Below are 15222 nucleotides of genomic sequence, written 5' to 3' on the forward strand. Positions count from 1 at the left end.
AGGCGCCTGTGGATACAGGCGCATTATGCCTAGCCCTGCTCGGCAAGACACTCGCGCAATGCGGTGTGCCAGTCCGGCTGGACCACGCCCCACTCCCGTGCCAGGCGGCTGCAGTCCAGGCGCGAGTTCAACGGCCGCGGCGCCGGTGTCGGGTAAGCGCTGGAAGGGATGGCTTCAAGGACGGCGCAGGGTTTGTCCATGGCCAGCAACTGCTCGCCGATGGCCTGGGCAAAGCCGAACCAGGAAGTCTCGCCGTGGGCGGTGAGGTGGTAGGTGCCCCAGGCGCCGGGCTGCCCGGCTCGCCAACGCTCGATCAGCGCCCGGGTGCTGGTGGCGATGGTGCCGGCCCAGGTGGGCGCGCCGATCTGGTCGGCCACCACCCGCAGCTCGGGTTTTTCCTGCAGCAGGCGCTGCATGGTCAGCAGGAAGTTCTTGCCATGGCTGGAGTAGACCCAACTGGTGCGCAGGATCAAATGCTGGCCCTGGACCAGCCGGATCGCCCGTTCGCCGGCCAGCTTGCTCTCGCCGTAGACACTCAGCGGGTTGGGCTCGTCGTCCTCCACATAGGGCGTTTCCTTGCTGCCATCGAACACGTAGTCGGTGGAGTAGTGAATCAGCGGCACACCCAGCTCGAAGGCTTCCTGGGCGAAGATCCCGGGGGCCGTGGCGTTGATCGCAAAAGCCAGCTCCGGCTCGCTCTGGGCCTGGTCGACGGCGGTGTGGGCGGCGGCATTGATGATCAGGTCCGGGCGAATGGCGCGCACTTGCTGGCGGATCTGTTCCGGGTGGCTCAGGTCCAGTTGCTCACGACCCAGGACCACCAGCTCACCGAGGTCGCCGAGGCGCTGCTGCAGCTCCCGGGAGACCTGGCCGTGCTGGCCGCTGATAAGGATTTTCAGAGGAGCGTTCATGGGAACAGATCGGCCTCTTCTAGGCTTTTACCTTTCTGGTCCTTGGCCGAGAGCGTTGGCATATCCTGCAACTGCCAGTTGATCGCCAGGGTCGGATCGTCCCAGCTGATGCAACGTTCAGCAGAAGGCGTGTAGTAATCGGTGGTCTTGTAGAGAAACTCGGCAGCGTCGCTGAGTACTACGAAGCCATGGGCGAACCCTTCGGGAATCCATAGTTGGCGATTGTTATGTGCAGACAGGCGAACACTTGCCCAACGGCCAAAGTTCGGGGAGCTGCGCCGGATATCGACGGCTACGTCCAGAACCTCGCCGGCAATCACCCGGACCAGTTTTCCCTGCGGGTGCTCAATCTGGTAGTGCAGACCACGCAGGACGTTCTTGACGGATCGCGAGTGATTGTCCTGTACAAAGCTCTTCTGCAAGCCGGTGGCCTCTTCAAAGGCCTTGGCATTGAAGCTCTCGTAGAAGAAGCCACGCTCGTCGCCAAAGACCTTGGGCTCGATAATCAGTACACCGGTGAGCTCTGTCTGAATGATGTTCATTGGGTCTCCCCCGCCAGAGTGAACAGGTACTGGCCATAGCCGGTCTTGCCGAAGTAAGCGGCGCGCTCCAGCAGGTGCTCGCGGCTGATCCAGCGGTTCTCATAGGCGATCTCTTCCAGACAGGCGACTTTCAGGCCCTGGCGATGCTCGATGGTCTGCACGTATTGCGAGGCCTCCAGCAGGCTGTCGTGGGTGCCGGTGTCGAGCCAGGCAAAGCCCCGGCCAAAACGCTCCACGTGCAGGTCGCCACGCTTAAGGTAGGCGTTGTTGACGTCGGTGATCTCCAGTTCGCCCCGGGGCGAAGGCTTGACGTCCCTGGCAATCTGCACCACGTCATTGTCGTAGAAATACAGGCCGGTGACCGCGTAGCTGGACTTCGGCTTCTTGGGTTTCTCTTCGATGGACAGGGCACGGCCCTCGCTGTCGAAGTCGATGACCCCGAAACGCTCCGGGTCCTTGACCCAGTAGCCGAACACCGTGGCGCCGCTGGTGCGCTTGGCGGCATCGCGCAGCTGTTCGCCGAAGTACTGGCCGTGGAAGATGTTGTCGCCCAGGATCAGGCACACCGGGTCATTGCCGATGAACTCCTCGCCAATCAGGAAGGCCTGGGCCAGGCCATCCGGCGAAGGCTGTTCGGCGTAGCAAAAACGCACGCCGAACTGGCTGCCGTCACCCAGCAGGTTGCGGTATTGCGGCAGGTCCTGGGGGGTGGAGATGATCAGGATGTCCTGGATGCCGGCCAGCATCAGTACCGAGATCGGGTAGTAGATCATCGGCTTGTCGTAGATTGGCAGCAGCTGCTTGGACACACCGAGGGTGATGGGGTGCAGACGGGTGCCGGAGCCGCCCGCCAGAACAATGCCTTTGATCATGCAATCAGATCCTTGATGTCGGTGGAACCCAGGCGTTGGCCCTGGTAGCTGCCGTCTTGTACCCGGCGGCACCACTCGAGGTTTTCCAGGTACCACTGCACGGTCTTGCGCAGGCCACTGGTGAAGGTTTCTTCCGGAACCCAGCCCAGCTCGCGCTCGATCTTGCCGGCGTCGATGGCGTAGCGCAGATCGTGGCCGGGGCGGTCCTGGACGAAGGTGATGAGGTCGGCGTAGTGAGCCACGCCCTGGGGTTTCTGCGGGGCCAGCTCTTCCAGCAGGCTGCAGATGCCGCGTACCACGTCGATGTTCTTCTGCTCGTTGTGGCCGCCGATGTTGTAGGTCTCGCCGACCGTGCCTTCGGTCATCACCTTGAACAGGGCCCGGGCGTGATCCTCGACATACAGCCAGTCGCGCACCTGCAGGCCGTTGCCGTACACCGGCAGCGGTTTGCCTGCCAGGGCGTTGAGGATCACCAGCGGAATCAGCTTTTCGGGGAAGTGGAACGGGCCGTAGTTGTTGGAGCAGTTGGTGATCAGCACCGGCAGCCCATAGGTACGCTGCCAGGCGCGGACCAGGTGGTCGGATGCGGCCTTGCTGGCGGAGTAGGGCGAGCTGGGGGCGTAGGGCGTGGTTTCGGTGAACAGGTCATCGACGCCATGCAGGTCGCCATAGACCTCATCGGTGGAAATATGGTGGAAACGGAAAGCGGCTTTTTCCGCCTCGGGCAATGTGTGCCAGTAGGCGCGGGTCGCTTCCAGCAGGCTGTAGGTGCCGACGATATTGGTCTGGATGAAGTCGGACGGCCCGTCGATGGAGCGGTCGACATGGGACTCGGCAGCCAGGTGCATGATCGCGTGGGGCTGGAAGCGCGCCAGCACGGCGCTGACGGTGGCCTGGTCGACGATATCGGCCTTGACGAACTCATAGCGGCTGTTGCTGGCGATGCTGTGCAGCGATTCCAGGTTGCCTGCGTAGGTCAGTTTGTCCAGGTTCAGCACTTCGTGTTCCGTGTGCTGAAGCAGATGGCGGACCAGGGCCGAGCCGATAAAACCGGCTCCGCCGGTAACGAGAATGCGCATATTTGGGGCCTGTATCCTTGAAAACGGTCATTTGCTGCGACGAATGCAGCATAGCTTGTCGATAGGACGCCTAGGGTGCAATAGCAACAACCGCTTGATTGCTCTGCGAACCGTCGGAAATTTCGCCGGCCGAAGTTTACAGCAGGCAAGGCTCTGGTCTTGCCTGTGCGCTTTGGGGTTGCGCATTAACTTGCGCAGTGGCGATATAAGCGCCCTATAACAATTCCAGGGGTCGTTGTATGTTGCTCGCCACCTTGATCCACCGTGCCAGTCTGCCCAGCCCGCAAGTCTTAGCGCAGCAAGCGCTGGAGTTGCTGGAAAGCCACTACGGCCTGCACGGCACCCTGCACTCGCTGGGCAGCCAGCAAGACCTCAACTATCGCGTCGACAGCCCCCAGGGGCGGTTTGTCCTGAAGATCTGCCGCGGCGACTACTCGGTCCTGGAGTTGCAGGCGCAGCACGCCGGCCTCAAGCATCTGCAACAGCACCCGGAGCTGCGAGTGCCCAGGGTCATCCCGGCGACAAACGGCGCGGACCTGCTGTCCCTGGAGATCGCCGGGCAAGCGCTGCACGTGCGCCTGCTGGACTATATAGAAGGCCGCTCCCTGACCCAGCTGCCGCACCTGGGCGGCGAGCTGGTGGCGGGCCTGGGCCGGCTGTGCGGGCAGATGGACCTGGCCCTGGCGGATTTCGAGCATCCGGGCCTGGAGCGCACCCTGCAATGGGACGCCCGGCATGCCCAGGCATTGATCGGGCATCTGCTGCCGATCATTGCCGACCCGCAGCAACGAGCGGTGATCGCCAGCGCCGCGCAACGCGCCGAGCGCCGCCTGCATCCGCTGCTGGAGCAACTGCCGGTGCAGGCCATCCATATGGACATCACCGATGACAACGTGGTCTGGCAGCGGGATGAAGCACGGCACTGGCAGGTGCAGGGGGTGATCGATTTCGGCGACCTGATCCGCACCTGGCGCATCACCGACCTGTCGGTGACCTGCGCGGCGCTGCTGCATCACGCCGAGGGCGACCCGCTGCGCATCCTCCCGGCGATCCAGGCCTACCATCAGGTCAACCCGTTGCAACGTGCGGAACTGCTGGCGCTCTGGCCTCTGATCGTGGCCCGGGCGGCGGTGCTGGTGCTCAGTGGCGAGCAGCAGGTCAGCATCGACCCGGGCAATGCCTACAGCCGTGCCAACCTGAGCCACGAGTGGGAGATTTTCCAGGTCGCCAACTCGGTGTCGTTCGAGTTCATGGAGGCGGCGATTCTCACCGCTGTCGGGCACGCACTGCCTGCCATCGGTGGTGAGGGGTTCGCCCCGCTGTTGCCGAGCCTGGTGGGGCGCGAATTCGCCCTGATCGACCTGGGCGTGCTCAGCCCGCACTTCGAGGCGGGCAATTGGGAGCAGCCGGGGATCGACGATCGCCTGTTGGCCGAAGCCGGCGCCGCCCATGGCCTGGCAGCCAGCCGCTATGGACAGTACCGCCTGTCGCAGACCCGTCCCGATAGCGCCGAGGAACCCTCGACCTGCCCCTTGCATGTACAACTGCAAGTGCCGCCAGGCACCGCTGTGGAAGCGCCGTTCGCCGGGGTCCTGCACCGTGCCGAGCAAGGCCTGTTGCGCCTCGATGGCCCGACCCTGAGTGTGCACCTGTGGGGCGTCGAGCCTTCGTTGCAGCCGGGAGCGGCGCTGGTCAAGGGCCAGGTGCTGGGCGCCGTGGCGGCGGATGGTCGGCTCAAGGTGCAGCTGTGTCGGGCTGCCGAACTGGGTCCGCCGCTGTTCTGTACACCGTCCCGAGCCCCGGCCTGGCAAGCCCTTTGCCCCTCGCCGGCGGCGCTGCTGGGGCTGGCCTGCGATGCCGAGCCGGAACTGGATCCGCAAACCCTGCTGGAGCGTCGTGACGCCAGTTTTGCCCGCTCGCAGAAGCACTATTACGTCGATCCGCCGCGGATCGAGCGCGGCTGGCGCAACCACTTGATCGACATGCAGGGGCGTTCCTACCTGGACATGCTCAACAACGTCGCGGTGCTGGGCCACGGTCACCCGCGCATGGCCGCTGAAGCGGCGCGGCAATGGTCGCTGCTCAACACCAACTCGCGTTTCCACTATGCGGCGATCGCCGAGTTCTCCGAGCGCCTGCTGGCCCTGGCACCGGATTCCATGGACCGGGTGTTCCTGGTCAACAGCGGCACCGAGGCCAATGACCTGGCGATCCGCCTGGCCTGGGCCTACAGCGGCGGGCGCGACATGCTCAGTGTGCTGGAGGCCTACCACGGCTGGTCGGTGGCGGCTGACGCAGTGTCCACCTCCATCGCCGACAACCCCCAGGCCCTCACCAGCCGTCCGGAGTGGGTGCACCCGGTGACCGCGCCCAACACCTATCGCGGCGAGTTCCGCGGCCAGGACAGCACCCCGCACTACCTGCGCAGCGTCGACCAGCAACTGCACAAGCTGGATGAGCAGCAACGCCAGCTGGCCGGTTTCATCTGCGAACCCGTGTATGGCAACGCCGGAGGGATTTCGCTGCCACCGGGCTACCTGCAGCAGGTCTACGAGCGGGTGCGGGCTCGGGGCGGGGTGTGCATCGCCGACGAGATCCAGGTCGGCTACGGGCGCATGGGCCAGTTCTTCTGGGGCTTCGAGGAGCAGGGCGTGACCCCGGACATCATCACCATGGCCAAGGGCATGGGCAACGGCCAGCCCCTGGGTGCGGTGATCACCCGGCGGGAAATCGCCGAAGCGCTGGAGGCCGAAGGCTATTTCTTCTCCTCGTCCGGCGGCAGCCCGGTCAGTTGCCGCATCGGCATTGCGGTGCTGGACGTGATGCAGGAAGAGAAACTCTGGGAAAACGCCCAGGTGGTCGGTGAACACTTCCGGCAGCGCCTGGAGGCGCTCAAGGAAAACCACCCGCTGGTGGGAGCGGTGCATGGTTCCGGTTTCTACCTTGGGCTGGAACTGATCCGCGATCACGCCACCCTGGAACCGGCCACCGAGGAAACCACCCTGCTGTGCGAACGCCTGCGCGAGCTGGGGATTTTCATGCAACCTACCGGCGATCACCTGAACATCCTCAAGATCAAGCCGCCGATGGTCACGACTCGCCAGAGCGTGGATTTCTTCGTCGACATGCTGGCCAAGGTGTTGAGCGAAGAGCTGTAGGCGCAGGGCTCTGCTTTGCGTTGACCTCCATTCGCCGGCAGGCCGGCTCCTGCAACGCTTGGTAGGAGCCGGCTTGCCGGCGAATACGTTTCTTGATAATTCGATTGTTATCGGCTTTTTGTCGGTAATTTATCGTGGCTAATAGTTTTTCAGCTTTTAAAGTCGATATTTATCGGATATAAAGTGGCCATATCCAGGCCCGGCCTCGCCGTGCCCGGTGCCTTGTGTCCGTTGTCATCGACCGCTTCGCCTTGCCCAGGAGTTGATCCATGAGCCGTACCGTTACCGTCGCCGCTACCCAGATGGCCTGTTCCTGGGACCTTGAGGCCAACCTCGAAACCGCTGAGAAACTGGTACGCGAAGCCGCGGCCAAGGGGGCGCAGATCATCCTGATCCAGGAACTGTTCGAGGCGCCTTACTTCTGCCAGAAGCCCAATCCGGATTACCTGCAACTGGCCACCACGGTGGACAGCAACGCCGCCATCGCGCACTTCCAGAAAGTCGCCAGGGAGCTGCAAGTGGTGCTGCCCATCAGCTTCTACGAGCTGGCCGGGCGGGCGCGTTTCAACAGCATCGCGATCATCGATGCCGATGGCAGCAACCTCGGGATTTATCGGAAAAGCCACATCCCGGATGGCCCCGGCTACCACGAAAAGTACTACTTCAACCCGGGCGATACCGGCTTCAAGGTATGGAACACCCGCTACGCGAAGATCGGCGTGGGCATCTGCTGGGACCAGTGGTTCCCCGAGTGCGCCCGCAGCATGGCCCTGCAAGGCGCGGAGCTTCTCTTCTACCCCACCGCCATCGGCAGCGAGCCCCACGACCAGACAATTTCCTCCCGCGACCACTGGCAGCGGGTGCAGCAGGGCCATGCCGGGGCCAACCTGATGCCGCTGATCGCCAGCAACCGCATCGGCAACGAAGAGCAGGACGGCTACGACATCACCTTCTACGGCTCGTCCTTCATCGCCAATCAGTTCGGCGAGAAGGTTCAGGAGCTCAACCAAACTGAAGAAGGTATCCTTGTGCACAGCTTCGACCTCGACGAGCTCGAGCACATCCGCAGCGCCTGGGGCAGTTTCCGTGACCGTCGTCCGAACCTCTATGGCGCGCTGAAAACCCTCGACGGTTCCCTGGAGTCCTGAACACTATGAGCACTTTGCACAGCACGCCGCGCGCCGACGGTTTCTACATGCCCGCCGAATGGGCGACCCAGACCCAGGCCTGGATGATCTGGCCCGAGCGCCCGGACAACTGGCGCCTGGGCGGCAAGCCGGCGCAGGCCGCCCATGCCGCGGTGGCCAAGGCCATCGCGCGCTTTGAACCGGTGACCGTAGCGGTGTCCGCGGCCCAGTATGAAAACGCCCGGGCACGCCTGGACGTGCCCAATATCCGTGTGGTGGAAATGTCCAGCGACGACGCCTGGGTCCGCGACACCGGCCCGACTTTCGTCATCAACGCCAGCGGCGAAGTGCGCGGCGTGCACTGGGGATTCAACGCCTGGGGCGGCTTCGAAGGCGGCCTGTATTCGCCGTGGAACCGCGACGAGCAGGTCGCCAGCAAGGTGCTGGAAATCGAACGTTGCCAGGAGTACCACACCGAGGGCTTCGTGCTCGAAGGTGGCTCGATCCACGTCGATGGCGAAGGCACCCTGATCACCACCGAGGAATGCCTGCTCAACCACAACCGCAACCCGCACCTGTCCCGCGAAGAGATCGAGGCGGTACTGCGCGAGCATCTAGCGGTGGAGCAGATCGTCTGGCTGCCGGACGGCCTGTACAACGACGAAACCGACGGCCATGTGGATAACTTCTGCTGCTATGTGCGCCCGGGCGAAGTGCTGCTGGCCTGGACCGACGACCCCCAGGACCCGAACTACCCGCGTTGCCAGGCCGCCCTGCAGGTGCTGGAAAACACCCGTGACGCCAAGGGCCGCACCTTCAAGGTGCACAAGATGCCGATTCCCGGCCCCTTGTACGCCACCGAAGAGGAATGCGCCGGGGTCGACGCGGTAGAGGGCAGCCAGGAGCGCAACCCTTCGGTGCGCCTGGCGGGTTCCTACGTGAACTTCCTGATCGTCAATGGCGGGATCATCGCGCCCAGCTTTGACGACCCGATGGACGCCCAGGCCAAGGCCATCCTGCAGCAGCTGTTTCCCGAGCACGAAGTGGTGATGGTGCCGGGCCGTGAACTGTTACTGGGGGGCGGCAATATCCACTGCCTTACCCAGCAACAGCCCGCGCCACAGCGGATTTGAGTGCCGTTGTAACAGCCGATGCCGGTTGTTTGCCGGTGCCGGCCCGGCCCATGGCCTGAGCTTCGCCAGCCAGCCCGCAGCCTAGACAGGCCGCGGGCTTTTTCATGGCCGTATATCGGCACGGGTGGCACATTGGCATAGCTCTTGTATCTCTCCTGGCGTGATTCTGAGACATGGAGAACGGTGTTGTTCTGTCATAAAGCTTGGATAAGTTAGGCCGCTCAGATACCAGGAGAGCGCTGGAATGAACATGGTCAGCGAGCGGGCGTCCCATCCCTTGGCAATGAATAACGAGTCGCTGCAGGTGCTGGCCCAGTGGTTGAAGTCCAATGGAACGCGTCAGATCAGGGAACCTGATCCGCGCCGGATCATCATTGAGCGTTACCCCGCTGGATTGCTCAGCGAGGCGGAACTGCAGGCGTTGTGGGATGTGGTGAAAGGATAGACAAACAAGGGATTGTGCGAAGCGCTGCCGGGATGGCAGCGCTTTTTTTTGCCTGGCATTCAGATGCCGGGCGTCCGGGTGTCAGAAGCGGTAGTTGCCGGTGACCACCAGGCTGCGAGGGTCGCCCGGCTGGATCTGGAAGGCGCTGGTGGCGGAACTGTAGTACTCGCGGTCGGCGATATTGTTCAGCGCAGCGCGTACGTCCCAGTCCTTGTGCCGGTAACCGGCCAGGGCGTCCCAGCGGCCATAACCGGGCAGCGCCACGGTGTTGCTGCTATCGGCGAAGCGGTCGCCGACCAGGGTCAGGCCGGTCTCGGCGTACCAGCCCAGTTCCGGTTTCCAGGTGATGAACAGGCTGCCATTGCGCTTGGCGACGTTGTTCACGCGCTTGTCTTCGAAGCCGTTGTTGTCCTTGACCACCACGGCGTCCTGCAGGCCGATGCCGCCGCGCAGGTACCAGTTGCCGACGATCTTGCCGGTGCCCGTCAGCTCGATGCCGCGGGAGCGTTGCAGCCCGGTGAGCAGGGTGATGCTGCGGTCTTGCGGATCGGAGGTGCGACGGTTGTAGAGCTCCAGCTCATACACCGCCAGGGTGGTGCTCAGGCGTTCGTCCAGCCAGTCGCTCTTGACTCCGACTTCCTTCTGCCGGGTGAGCTCAGGGCTCAGGTCGTTGCCGTTACCGGCGGCGTTCGGGGTGATGCCGATCAGGCCGCCGCCCACCGGTGAGAACGACTTGCTCCACGAGGCATAGAACGAGTGGTGCTCCAGCGGCGTCCAGACCACCCCCAGGCGCGGGCTGACGCTGTGGCTTTCGCGGCTTTCGGAGAGCCCGTTCTTGCGGTTGCTGGTCTGCACATCGAAGTTGTCGTAGCGCAGGCCGGCGAGCAATTGCCATTGATCGCTCAGGCGCAATTGGTCCTGCACATAGAGGGCCCGGCTTTCGACCTCGGTGTGGTTGTTGCTGGAGACCTGCATGCGGCCGGTGTGGCTCTGGTACGGGTTGGGGTTGTACAGGTCGACGGCGGGCACCGCCTGGCTGCCCGGCCCGGAAGTGGTGGCGTTGTAGAGGATCGGGTCGCGGCGCTGGCTGCCGAGCTCCAGGCCGGTGAGCAGGCGATGTTCCAGGCCGAAGGTGTCGAAACGGCCCTCCAGTTCGGTGTTGTTGTAGACGTTGCGGGTCTTCAGGTCTTGCTGCCAGCGTTGGCGTTGGACCTTGCCCGTCGTGGCGTTGTAGCCGGTCTGGTAGGTGTTGTCGAAGTCGCTGTCGAGCTTGAATACCCCCAGGGTGTGGCGCAGTTGCCAGTTCTCGCTGAGCTCGTAGCTCAGCTTGGAGCGCAGGGACTGGGACTTGTCGTCGATGTAGTCGCGGTGATCGCCGTAGGTGGTGTCGCGGCTGACGTCCGCCGGGCGTCCATTGACCCCGGGGATGCCGCGGTCCGGGGTGCGGTTGTAGCGGCTGTATTCGTACTGCACCAGCCAGTTCAGGTCCGGGGTCAGTTGCCAGCTCATGGACGGGGCGAACAATTGGCGGTTGCCGCTGACGCCTTTGCGGAAACTGTTCCGGTCCTCGTTGCCCAGGTTCAGGCGCAGGCTGACGTTCTCTGTCGGGTCGGCGCTGAGGTCGGCATACAGGCTGCGCAGGTCCTGGCTGCCGCCCTGGACTTCGACGCTGGAGCGGCGGCCGAATTCCGGCAGCTTGCTCACCCGGTTGATGATCCCGCCCTGGCTGCCACGGCCGTAGAGCACTGCCGCCGGGCCCTTGAGCACTTCGATGCGCTCGATGTTGTGCAGGTCGCGCACGTATTGGCTGTCGTCGCGGATGCCGTCCAGGTAGAAGTCGTTACTGGCATCGAAGCCGCGGATCCGCAGGCTGTCGAAGCGCGTGTCCGAGCCGCTGCTGACGTTGGGAATGCCACTCAGGGCGCTGCCCAGGTCGTTGACGCCGTAGTCCAGCACGTTGGCGGTCTTGATTGTGTCGATGGCCTGGGGCACGTAGCGCGCCGGGGTCGAGGTACGGGTTGCAGTGCTGACTTCCTTGACGCGAGGGTCATCGGGGTCGGCTTCGGCCTCGGCACTGATGGAGGTCATCGGCAGGGTAGTGCTGGCAGCGCAGGCAAAACCGTTGGCCAGCAGGGTGCAAAGACCCAGGGACAGGGGCATGAGGCGGAAATGGGCAGGCATCTGAAACGCATCCGAGAAGGGGAAATTCGAGGGCGCGAATGGTAATGCTTGCCATTACCAGATGTTAAATATTCCCTAATAAGCTCCCCTGGCTATTTGTTTCTGAATGTATCTTTCAGGTATCGGTTCACATACTGAGGCTAAACAGACGGATTCGACCGGTTACAGCAACAGACTAAAAGCCAATTCGAGGTTTTTCCCTTGGCGCGCGCGGCCTAGTCTGCGTGACATCGAATTTTCAAGACCTTGCTGGAGCCCAGATATGTCCTTGGCCACCCTTCACTATATTTATGATCCCCTGTGCGGCTGGTGCTACGGTGCCAAGCCGCTGGTGCAGGCCGCCCAGGCGGTGGTGCCGGTGGTGGCCCATGCCGGCGGCATGATGACCGGGCGCAACCGCCAGCCGGTCTCGCCGCAACTGCGCGATTACGTCATGCCCCATGACCGGCGGATCGCCGAGTACACCGGGCAGCCTTTTGGCCAGGCCTATTTCGAGGGCCTGCTGCGGGATGAGACGGCCACCTTCGACTCGGCGCCGCCGATTGCCGCCGTACTGGCGGCCCAGGCTATGGAAGGGCGGGGCCTGGAATTTCTGGGCCGGTTGCAGACGGCGCATTATCTGGAAGGACGCAGGATCGCCGACCGGCAGGTGCTGCTGGAGCTGGCGCAGGCCCAGGGGTTTGCCCCGGTCGCCTTCGAGGCGGCCTTCGACCAGGCGGTGGCCCATGAACTGGACAACCATATAAAGGCCAGCCGGGCGCTGTTGGCCAAGGTCGGCGGGCAAGGCTTCCCGACCCTGGTGCTGGAGCGCGATGGTCGTTACCAGTTGCTCGACATCAGCCCCTGGCTGGGCAAACCCGAGGCCTTCGCCGACTGGCTGAAGACCTCCCTGGGCGCCGATAGCGGCCCTCACGATGGCGTGGTCCAGGCCTGTGGCCTGGACGGTTGCACACCCTGAACTCACCTGACCTGCGTGGAGTCACCCATGGATAACCTAGCGTTGATCAAGAGCACCTACGAAGGTGCCAACTCCCAGGAAAATGCGCGCAACACCGCAGCGGCCCTGGCCCCCGATGCCCGCTGGACCGAGGCGGCAGGCTTTCCCTATGCCGGCACCTACATAGGGTTCGAGGCGGTGCTGGAGCACGTCTTCAAGCGCCTGGGCTCGGAATGGCAGGACTTCACCTTCAAGGTCGAGAACTATGTGGCCCAGGGCGACAAGGTGTTCGCCTATGGCAATTACCAGGGCGTCTACAAGGCCTCGGGCAAACCGATCGATGTACGGGTGGCTCACTTGTGGACACTTAAAGATGGCAAGGTCACCCACTTCGAACAATTCGTGGACAGTCACAGTGTGCAGCTGGCAATGCTCTAGCCCGCAGTTCTTAGAATATTTTCAGCTATTCAAAGACGATTCACGAAATTGACACGTTGTTAAAGGCGCAGATAGGATTCGCCCCAACGCCTGTGGCCAGGAGCCATATTTCAGAATAATAAAAGGCCCACCGTGCTCACCCGCGGTCGGGCTTTTTTGTTTCAACGGTAGAAGAGCGTTCAATCGCCATAGCCGCGGAGCTCACAGCGCGTCACCAACCCGTAATAAGGAAAATAAAATGTTTAAACAGCGGATCTGCTTGGTTGCACTGGGGATTTTGAGCGCAACACAGGCCATGGCCGACGGCCAGGCCGACGCCAAGGGTTTTGTTGAAGACAGCAGCCTGAAAGTGCTGTTGCGCAACGCTTACATCAACCGTGACTACAAAGATGGCAACCCGGACAAGGCTGAATGGGGCCAGGGTTTCATCGGCACCTTCTCCTCGGGCTTCACCCAAGGCACCGTGGGCGTGGGCGTTGACGCCTTCGGCCTGTACGCACTGCGCCTGGACGGCGGCAAGGGTCGCAGCGGTGCCGGCGGCATCGACTTCTTCAAGCAGGGTGACAGCGGTAGCGCTGCAGACGACCTGGCCAAGGCCGGTGCTGCAGTCAAGTTCCGTTTCTCCAACACTGTGCTGACCTACGGTGACCAGATGCCGGCCCTGCCGGTGCTGAACTACGACAACTCGCGCCTGCTGCCGGAAAGCTACACCGGTACCCTGATCACCTCCAAGGAGATCAAGGGCCTGGAGCTGAACGCCGGTCACTTCACCGCCGAATCGCGCAAGAGCGCCGAAGGCCGTGACAGTGGTGGCCTGAAGTCGATCAACGTATTGGGCGGTAGCTACCAGTTCACCGAGCAGTTCAAGGGCGCGCTGTACGCTTCCGACGTCGAAGACGTGCTGAAGAAGCAGTACATCAACCTGAACTACGTGTTCCCGCTGGCCACTGACCAGTCCCTGACCCTGGACTTCAACGGCTACCGTACCGAGCTGGACAAGTCCTACGCCGAGAAGGCTAAAGCCGGCGGCGAAGACAACAAGATCTGGAGCCTGGCAGCCACCTACGCCATGGGCCCGCACTCCTTCACCCTGGCGCACCAGCGCAGCACCGGCGACAGCCACCTGGGCTATGCCTACGGCGGCTACCAGCGCGGTCAGAACCGCGTGGGCGATGGCGGCAACACCATCTACCTGGCCAACTCCTACTGGTCCGACTTCAACGCCGAAGACGAGCGCAGCTGGCAGCTGGGCTACGGTCTGGACTTCGGCGCCTTCGGCGTACCGGGCCTGACCTATAACGTGGCCTACGTGCGTGGCGACAACATCACCACCTCGACCTCCACCGGCGGCAGCGAGCGGGAAATCTTCAACCAGTTCAAGTACGTAGTACAGAGTGGCCCAGCCAAAGACCTGAGCGTGAAAGTACGCAGCTCGGTACTGCGCGTTTCGCAGAAGTCTTCCGAGTACAACGTGGGCGGCAACGAACTGCGTGTGTTCGTCGACTACCCGATCAACGTGTTCTGATGAACGCCTGATCACCGCCTGACTTCAGGTGGCGCAATGGAAAAAGCCCCGACTGGTTCGGGGCTTTTTTGTGCCTGGGCATCCGGGTTGCAGAAATGCCCGGGATGGCGGGTGACTGTTCTCGCCCGGGTGCTTTTTTCAGCCAGTGGTTGGCGCATATCAATCTTGTTACAGTCCACCCCCCTGTCTTGTCACGGATGATTTCGATGTTCCGTACCCTGCTATCCGGCCTGTGCCTGCTGAGCGTCGCCAGCATCGCCCACGGCCAGCAAGCGACTGCGCCCGAGCAGTTGCTGAGCGACTTCTCCCGCTGTGATGCGCAGTTCTTCCAGAACCTGAATACCGCCCGACTGCCGACCGGCACCTTGAGCCTGGCCCGGTACGGTGCGGTAAGCGCGCCCAAGGTCATGAACCCTTTGCAGGAAGGCGGGCGCTACCAGGCCTTCGAACAGCCGCTGCTGGTCAATGGCGTGCGCCTGGTGGGCTACTACAACGAAGCTCAGTCGCTGAAGTCGGTGGGCAACCTGCTGTTCTGGGGCTTTGTCGCCGAGGGCCAGCCCAAGGACGTGGCCGCGGCGCTCAAGCCGCTGCTGGTGGACAACAGCCGCCTGAAGGCAGACCGCAGCGCCATGAGCCGGGTGGAGATCCGCCGGGTCGGCGACCCCATCGACCAGTGGCGCACCGAAGGCCTGGCGGGCGGTGGCGTGGCTACGCCGTTCGGTTATGTCGAACGCATCCTGAGCATCGACATCGGTACCACCAACGCGCCGATTGCCGGACGCACCACGATCTTCTGCAGCTTGCAGGGTACGGTCACCGCGCCGTTGCTGCAGGTGTATCGCCCTGACCTCAACGCCCATCTGCTGGATTGAAA

Annotated in this window: 13 protein-coding genes; 8 read left to right on the plus strand and 5 right to left on the minus strand. The window is 63.0% G+C overall.

Translation table 11 applies throughout. The annotated features are described in order from the left end of the window. Positions 1-29 precede the first annotated feature (29 nt). From rfbD to rfbB, 4 genes are read right to left on the minus strand one after another with little or no spacing between them, the layout of a single operon-like run. Positions 30-911, minus strand: a complete 882-nt coding sequence (gene rfbD, locus PFLCHA0_RS01540; protein WP_015633783.1) for a dTDP-4-dehydrorhamnose reductase — start codon at positions 909-911, stop codon at positions 30-32. After that, positions 908-1453 carry a dTDP-4-dehydrorhamnose 3,5-epimerase gene (gene rfbC, locus PFLCHA0_RS01545; protein ID WP_015633784.1) on the minus strand — a complete coding sequence of 182 codons (546 nt, stop codon included), beginning with the start codon at positions 1451-1453 and terminating at the stop codon, positions 908-910. The genes rfbD and rfbC overlap by 4 nt, the downstream gene beginning before the upstream one ends. After that, positions 1450-2325: a glucose-1-phosphate thymidylyltransferase RfbA gene (rfbA, locus tag PFLCHA0_RS01550; RefSeq protein ID WP_015633785.1), complete on the minus strand. Its 876-nt coding sequence runs from the start codon at positions 2323-2325 to the stop codon at positions 1450-1452. The genes rfbC and rfbA overlap by 4 nt, the downstream gene beginning before the upstream one ends. Further along, the gene (gene rfbB / locus PFLCHA0_RS01555; protein ID WP_015633786.1) at positions 2322-3404 is read right to left on the minus strand and encodes a dTDP-glucose 4,6-dehydratase; all 1083 of its coding nucleotides are present in this window, start codon (positions 3402-3404) and stop codon (positions 2322-2324) included. The genes rfbA and rfbB overlap by 4 nt, the downstream gene beginning before the upstream one ends. Before the next feature lie 239 nt (positions 3405-3643). Here rfbB and PFLCHA0_RS01560 point away from each other — a divergent pair, with 239 nt between their 5' ends. The 4 genes from PFLCHA0_RS01560 to PFLCHA0_RS01575 all read left to right on the plus strand — a co-directional run bounded on the left by PFLCHA0_RS01560 (position 3644) and on the right by PFLCHA0_RS01575 (position 9267). Further along, complete coding sequence (locus PFLCHA0_RS01560; RefSeq protein WP_015633787.1) at positions 3644-6562, plus strand: aminotransferase; 2919 nt, start codon at positions 3644-3646, stop codon at positions 6560-6562. A 269-nt stretch (positions 6563-6831) separates the two neighbouring features. Then, entirely contained in the window at positions 6832-7710 is an 879-nt protein-coding gene (aguB, locus tag PFLCHA0_RS01565) for an N-carbamoylputrescine amidase (protein ID WP_015633788.1), read from the plus strand. A gap of 5 nt (positions 7711-7715) precedes the next feature. Next, on the plus strand, positions 7716-8822 hold the full coding sequence (gene aguA / locus PFLCHA0_RS01570; protein WP_015633789.1) for an agmatine deiminase: 1107 nt from the start codon (positions 7716-7718) through the stop codon (positions 8820-8822). Between the two features lie 244 nt (positions 8823-9066). Next, complete coding sequence (locus PFLCHA0_RS01575; RefSeq protein ID WP_011058687.1) at positions 9067-9267, plus strand: hypothetical protein; 201 nt, start codon at positions 9067-9069, stop codon at positions 9265-9267. Positions 9268-9348: 81 nt separating this feature from the next. On the opposite strand, the gene PFLCHA0_RS01580 is transcribed toward PFLCHA0_RS01575, so the two are convergent. Next, on the minus strand, positions 9349-11448 hold the full coding sequence (locus tag PFLCHA0_RS01580) for a TonB-dependent receptor (RefSeq protein WP_015633790.1): 2100 nt from the start codon (positions 11446-11448) through the stop codon (positions 9349-9351). 262 nt (positions 11449-11710) lie between these two features. On the opposite strand from PFLCHA0_RS01580, the gene PFLCHA0_RS01585 reads away from it, so the two are divergent. The 4 genes from PFLCHA0_RS01585 to PFLCHA0_RS01600 all read left to right on the plus strand — a co-directional run bounded on the left by PFLCHA0_RS01585 (position 11711) and on the right by PFLCHA0_RS01600 (position 15220). Further along, positions 11711-12406 carry a DsbA family protein gene (locus tag PFLCHA0_RS01585; RefSeq protein WP_015633791.1) on the plus strand — a complete coding sequence of 232 codons (696 nt, stop codon included), beginning with the start codon at positions 11711-11713 and terminating at the stop codon, positions 12404-12406. A 27-nt stretch (positions 12407-12433) separates the two neighbouring features. Next, complete coding sequence (locus PFLCHA0_RS01590) at positions 12434-12823, plus strand: nuclear transport factor 2 family protein (protein WP_015633792.1); 390 nt, start codon at positions 12434-12436, stop codon at positions 12821-12823. Positions 12824-13061: 238 nt separating this feature from the next. Continuing rightward, positions 13062-14348, plus strand: coding sequence for an OprD family porin (locus PFLCHA0_RS01595; RefSeq protein ID WP_015633793.1), 1287 nt, complete (start codon positions 13062-13064; stop codon positions 14346-14348). 206 nt (positions 14349-14554) lie between these two features. Then, positions 14555-15220 (plus strand): hypothetical protein, encoded by a 666-nt coding sequence (locus tag PFLCHA0_RS01600; RefSeq protein WP_230493583.1) that lies wholly within the window; start codon positions 14555-14557, stop codon positions 15218-15220. Positions 15221-15222: the final 2 nt, after the last annotated feature.

The sequence above is a fragment of the Pseudomonas protegens CHA0 genome (assembly GCF_000397205.1).
GTDB lineage: Bacteria > Pseudomonadota > Gammaproteobacteria > Pseudomonadales > Pseudomonadaceae > Aquipseudomonas > Aquipseudomonas protegens.

Excerpts from the sequence above, each read along its gene's own strand:
- rfbD (WP_015633783.1), bottom strand. The coding sequence starts at position 911 with ATGAACGCTCCTCTGAAAATCCTTATCAGCGGCCAGCACGGCCAGGTC.
- rfbC (WP_015633784.1), bottom strand. The coding sequence starts at position 1,453 with ATGAACATCATTCAGACAGAGCTCACCGGTGTACTGATTATCGAGCCC.
- rfbA (WP_015633785.1), bottom strand. The coding sequence starts at position 2,325 with ATGATCAAAGGCATTGTTCTGGCGGGCGGCTCCGGCACCCGTCTGCAC.
- rfbB (WP_015633786.1), bottom strand. The coding sequence starts at position 3,404 with ATGCGCATTCTCGTTACCGGCGGAGCCGGTTTTATCGGCTCGGCCCTG.
- PFLCHA0_RS01560 (WP_015633787.1), top strand. The coding sequence starts at position 3,644 with ATGTTGCTCGCCACCTTGATCCACCGTGCCAGTCTGCCCAGCCCGCAA.
- aguB (WP_015633788.1), top strand. The coding sequence starts at position 6,832 with ATGAGCCGTACCGTTACCGTCGCCGCTACCCAGATGGCCTGTTCCTGG.
- aguA (WP_015633789.1), top strand. The coding sequence starts at position 7,716 with ATGAGCACTTTGCACAGCACGCCGCGCGCCGACGGTTTCTACATGCCC.
- PFLCHA0_RS01575 (WP_011058687.1), top strand. The coding sequence starts at position 9,067 with ATGAACATGGTCAGCGAGCGGGCGTCCCATCCCTTGGCAATGAATAAC.
- PFLCHA0_RS01580 (WP_015633790.1), bottom strand. The coding sequence starts at position 11,448 with ATGCCTGCCCATTTCCGCCTCATGCCCCTGTCCCTGGGTCTTTGCACC.
- PFLCHA0_RS01585 (WP_015633791.1), top strand. The coding sequence starts at position 11,711 with ATGTCCTTGGCCACCCTTCACTATATTTATGATCCCCTGTGCGGCTGG.
- PFLCHA0_RS01590 (WP_015633792.1), top strand. The coding sequence starts at position 12,434 with ATGGATAACCTAGCGTTGATCAAGAGCACCTACGAAGGTGCCAACTCC.
- PFLCHA0_RS01595 (WP_015633793.1), top strand. The coding sequence starts at position 13,062 with ATGTTTAAACAGCGGATCTGCTTGGTTGCACTGGGGATTTTGAGCGCA.
- PFLCHA0_RS01600 (WP_230493583.1), top strand. The coding sequence starts at position 14,555 with ATGTTCCGTACCCTGCTATCCGGCCTGTGCCTGCTGAGCGTCGCCAGC.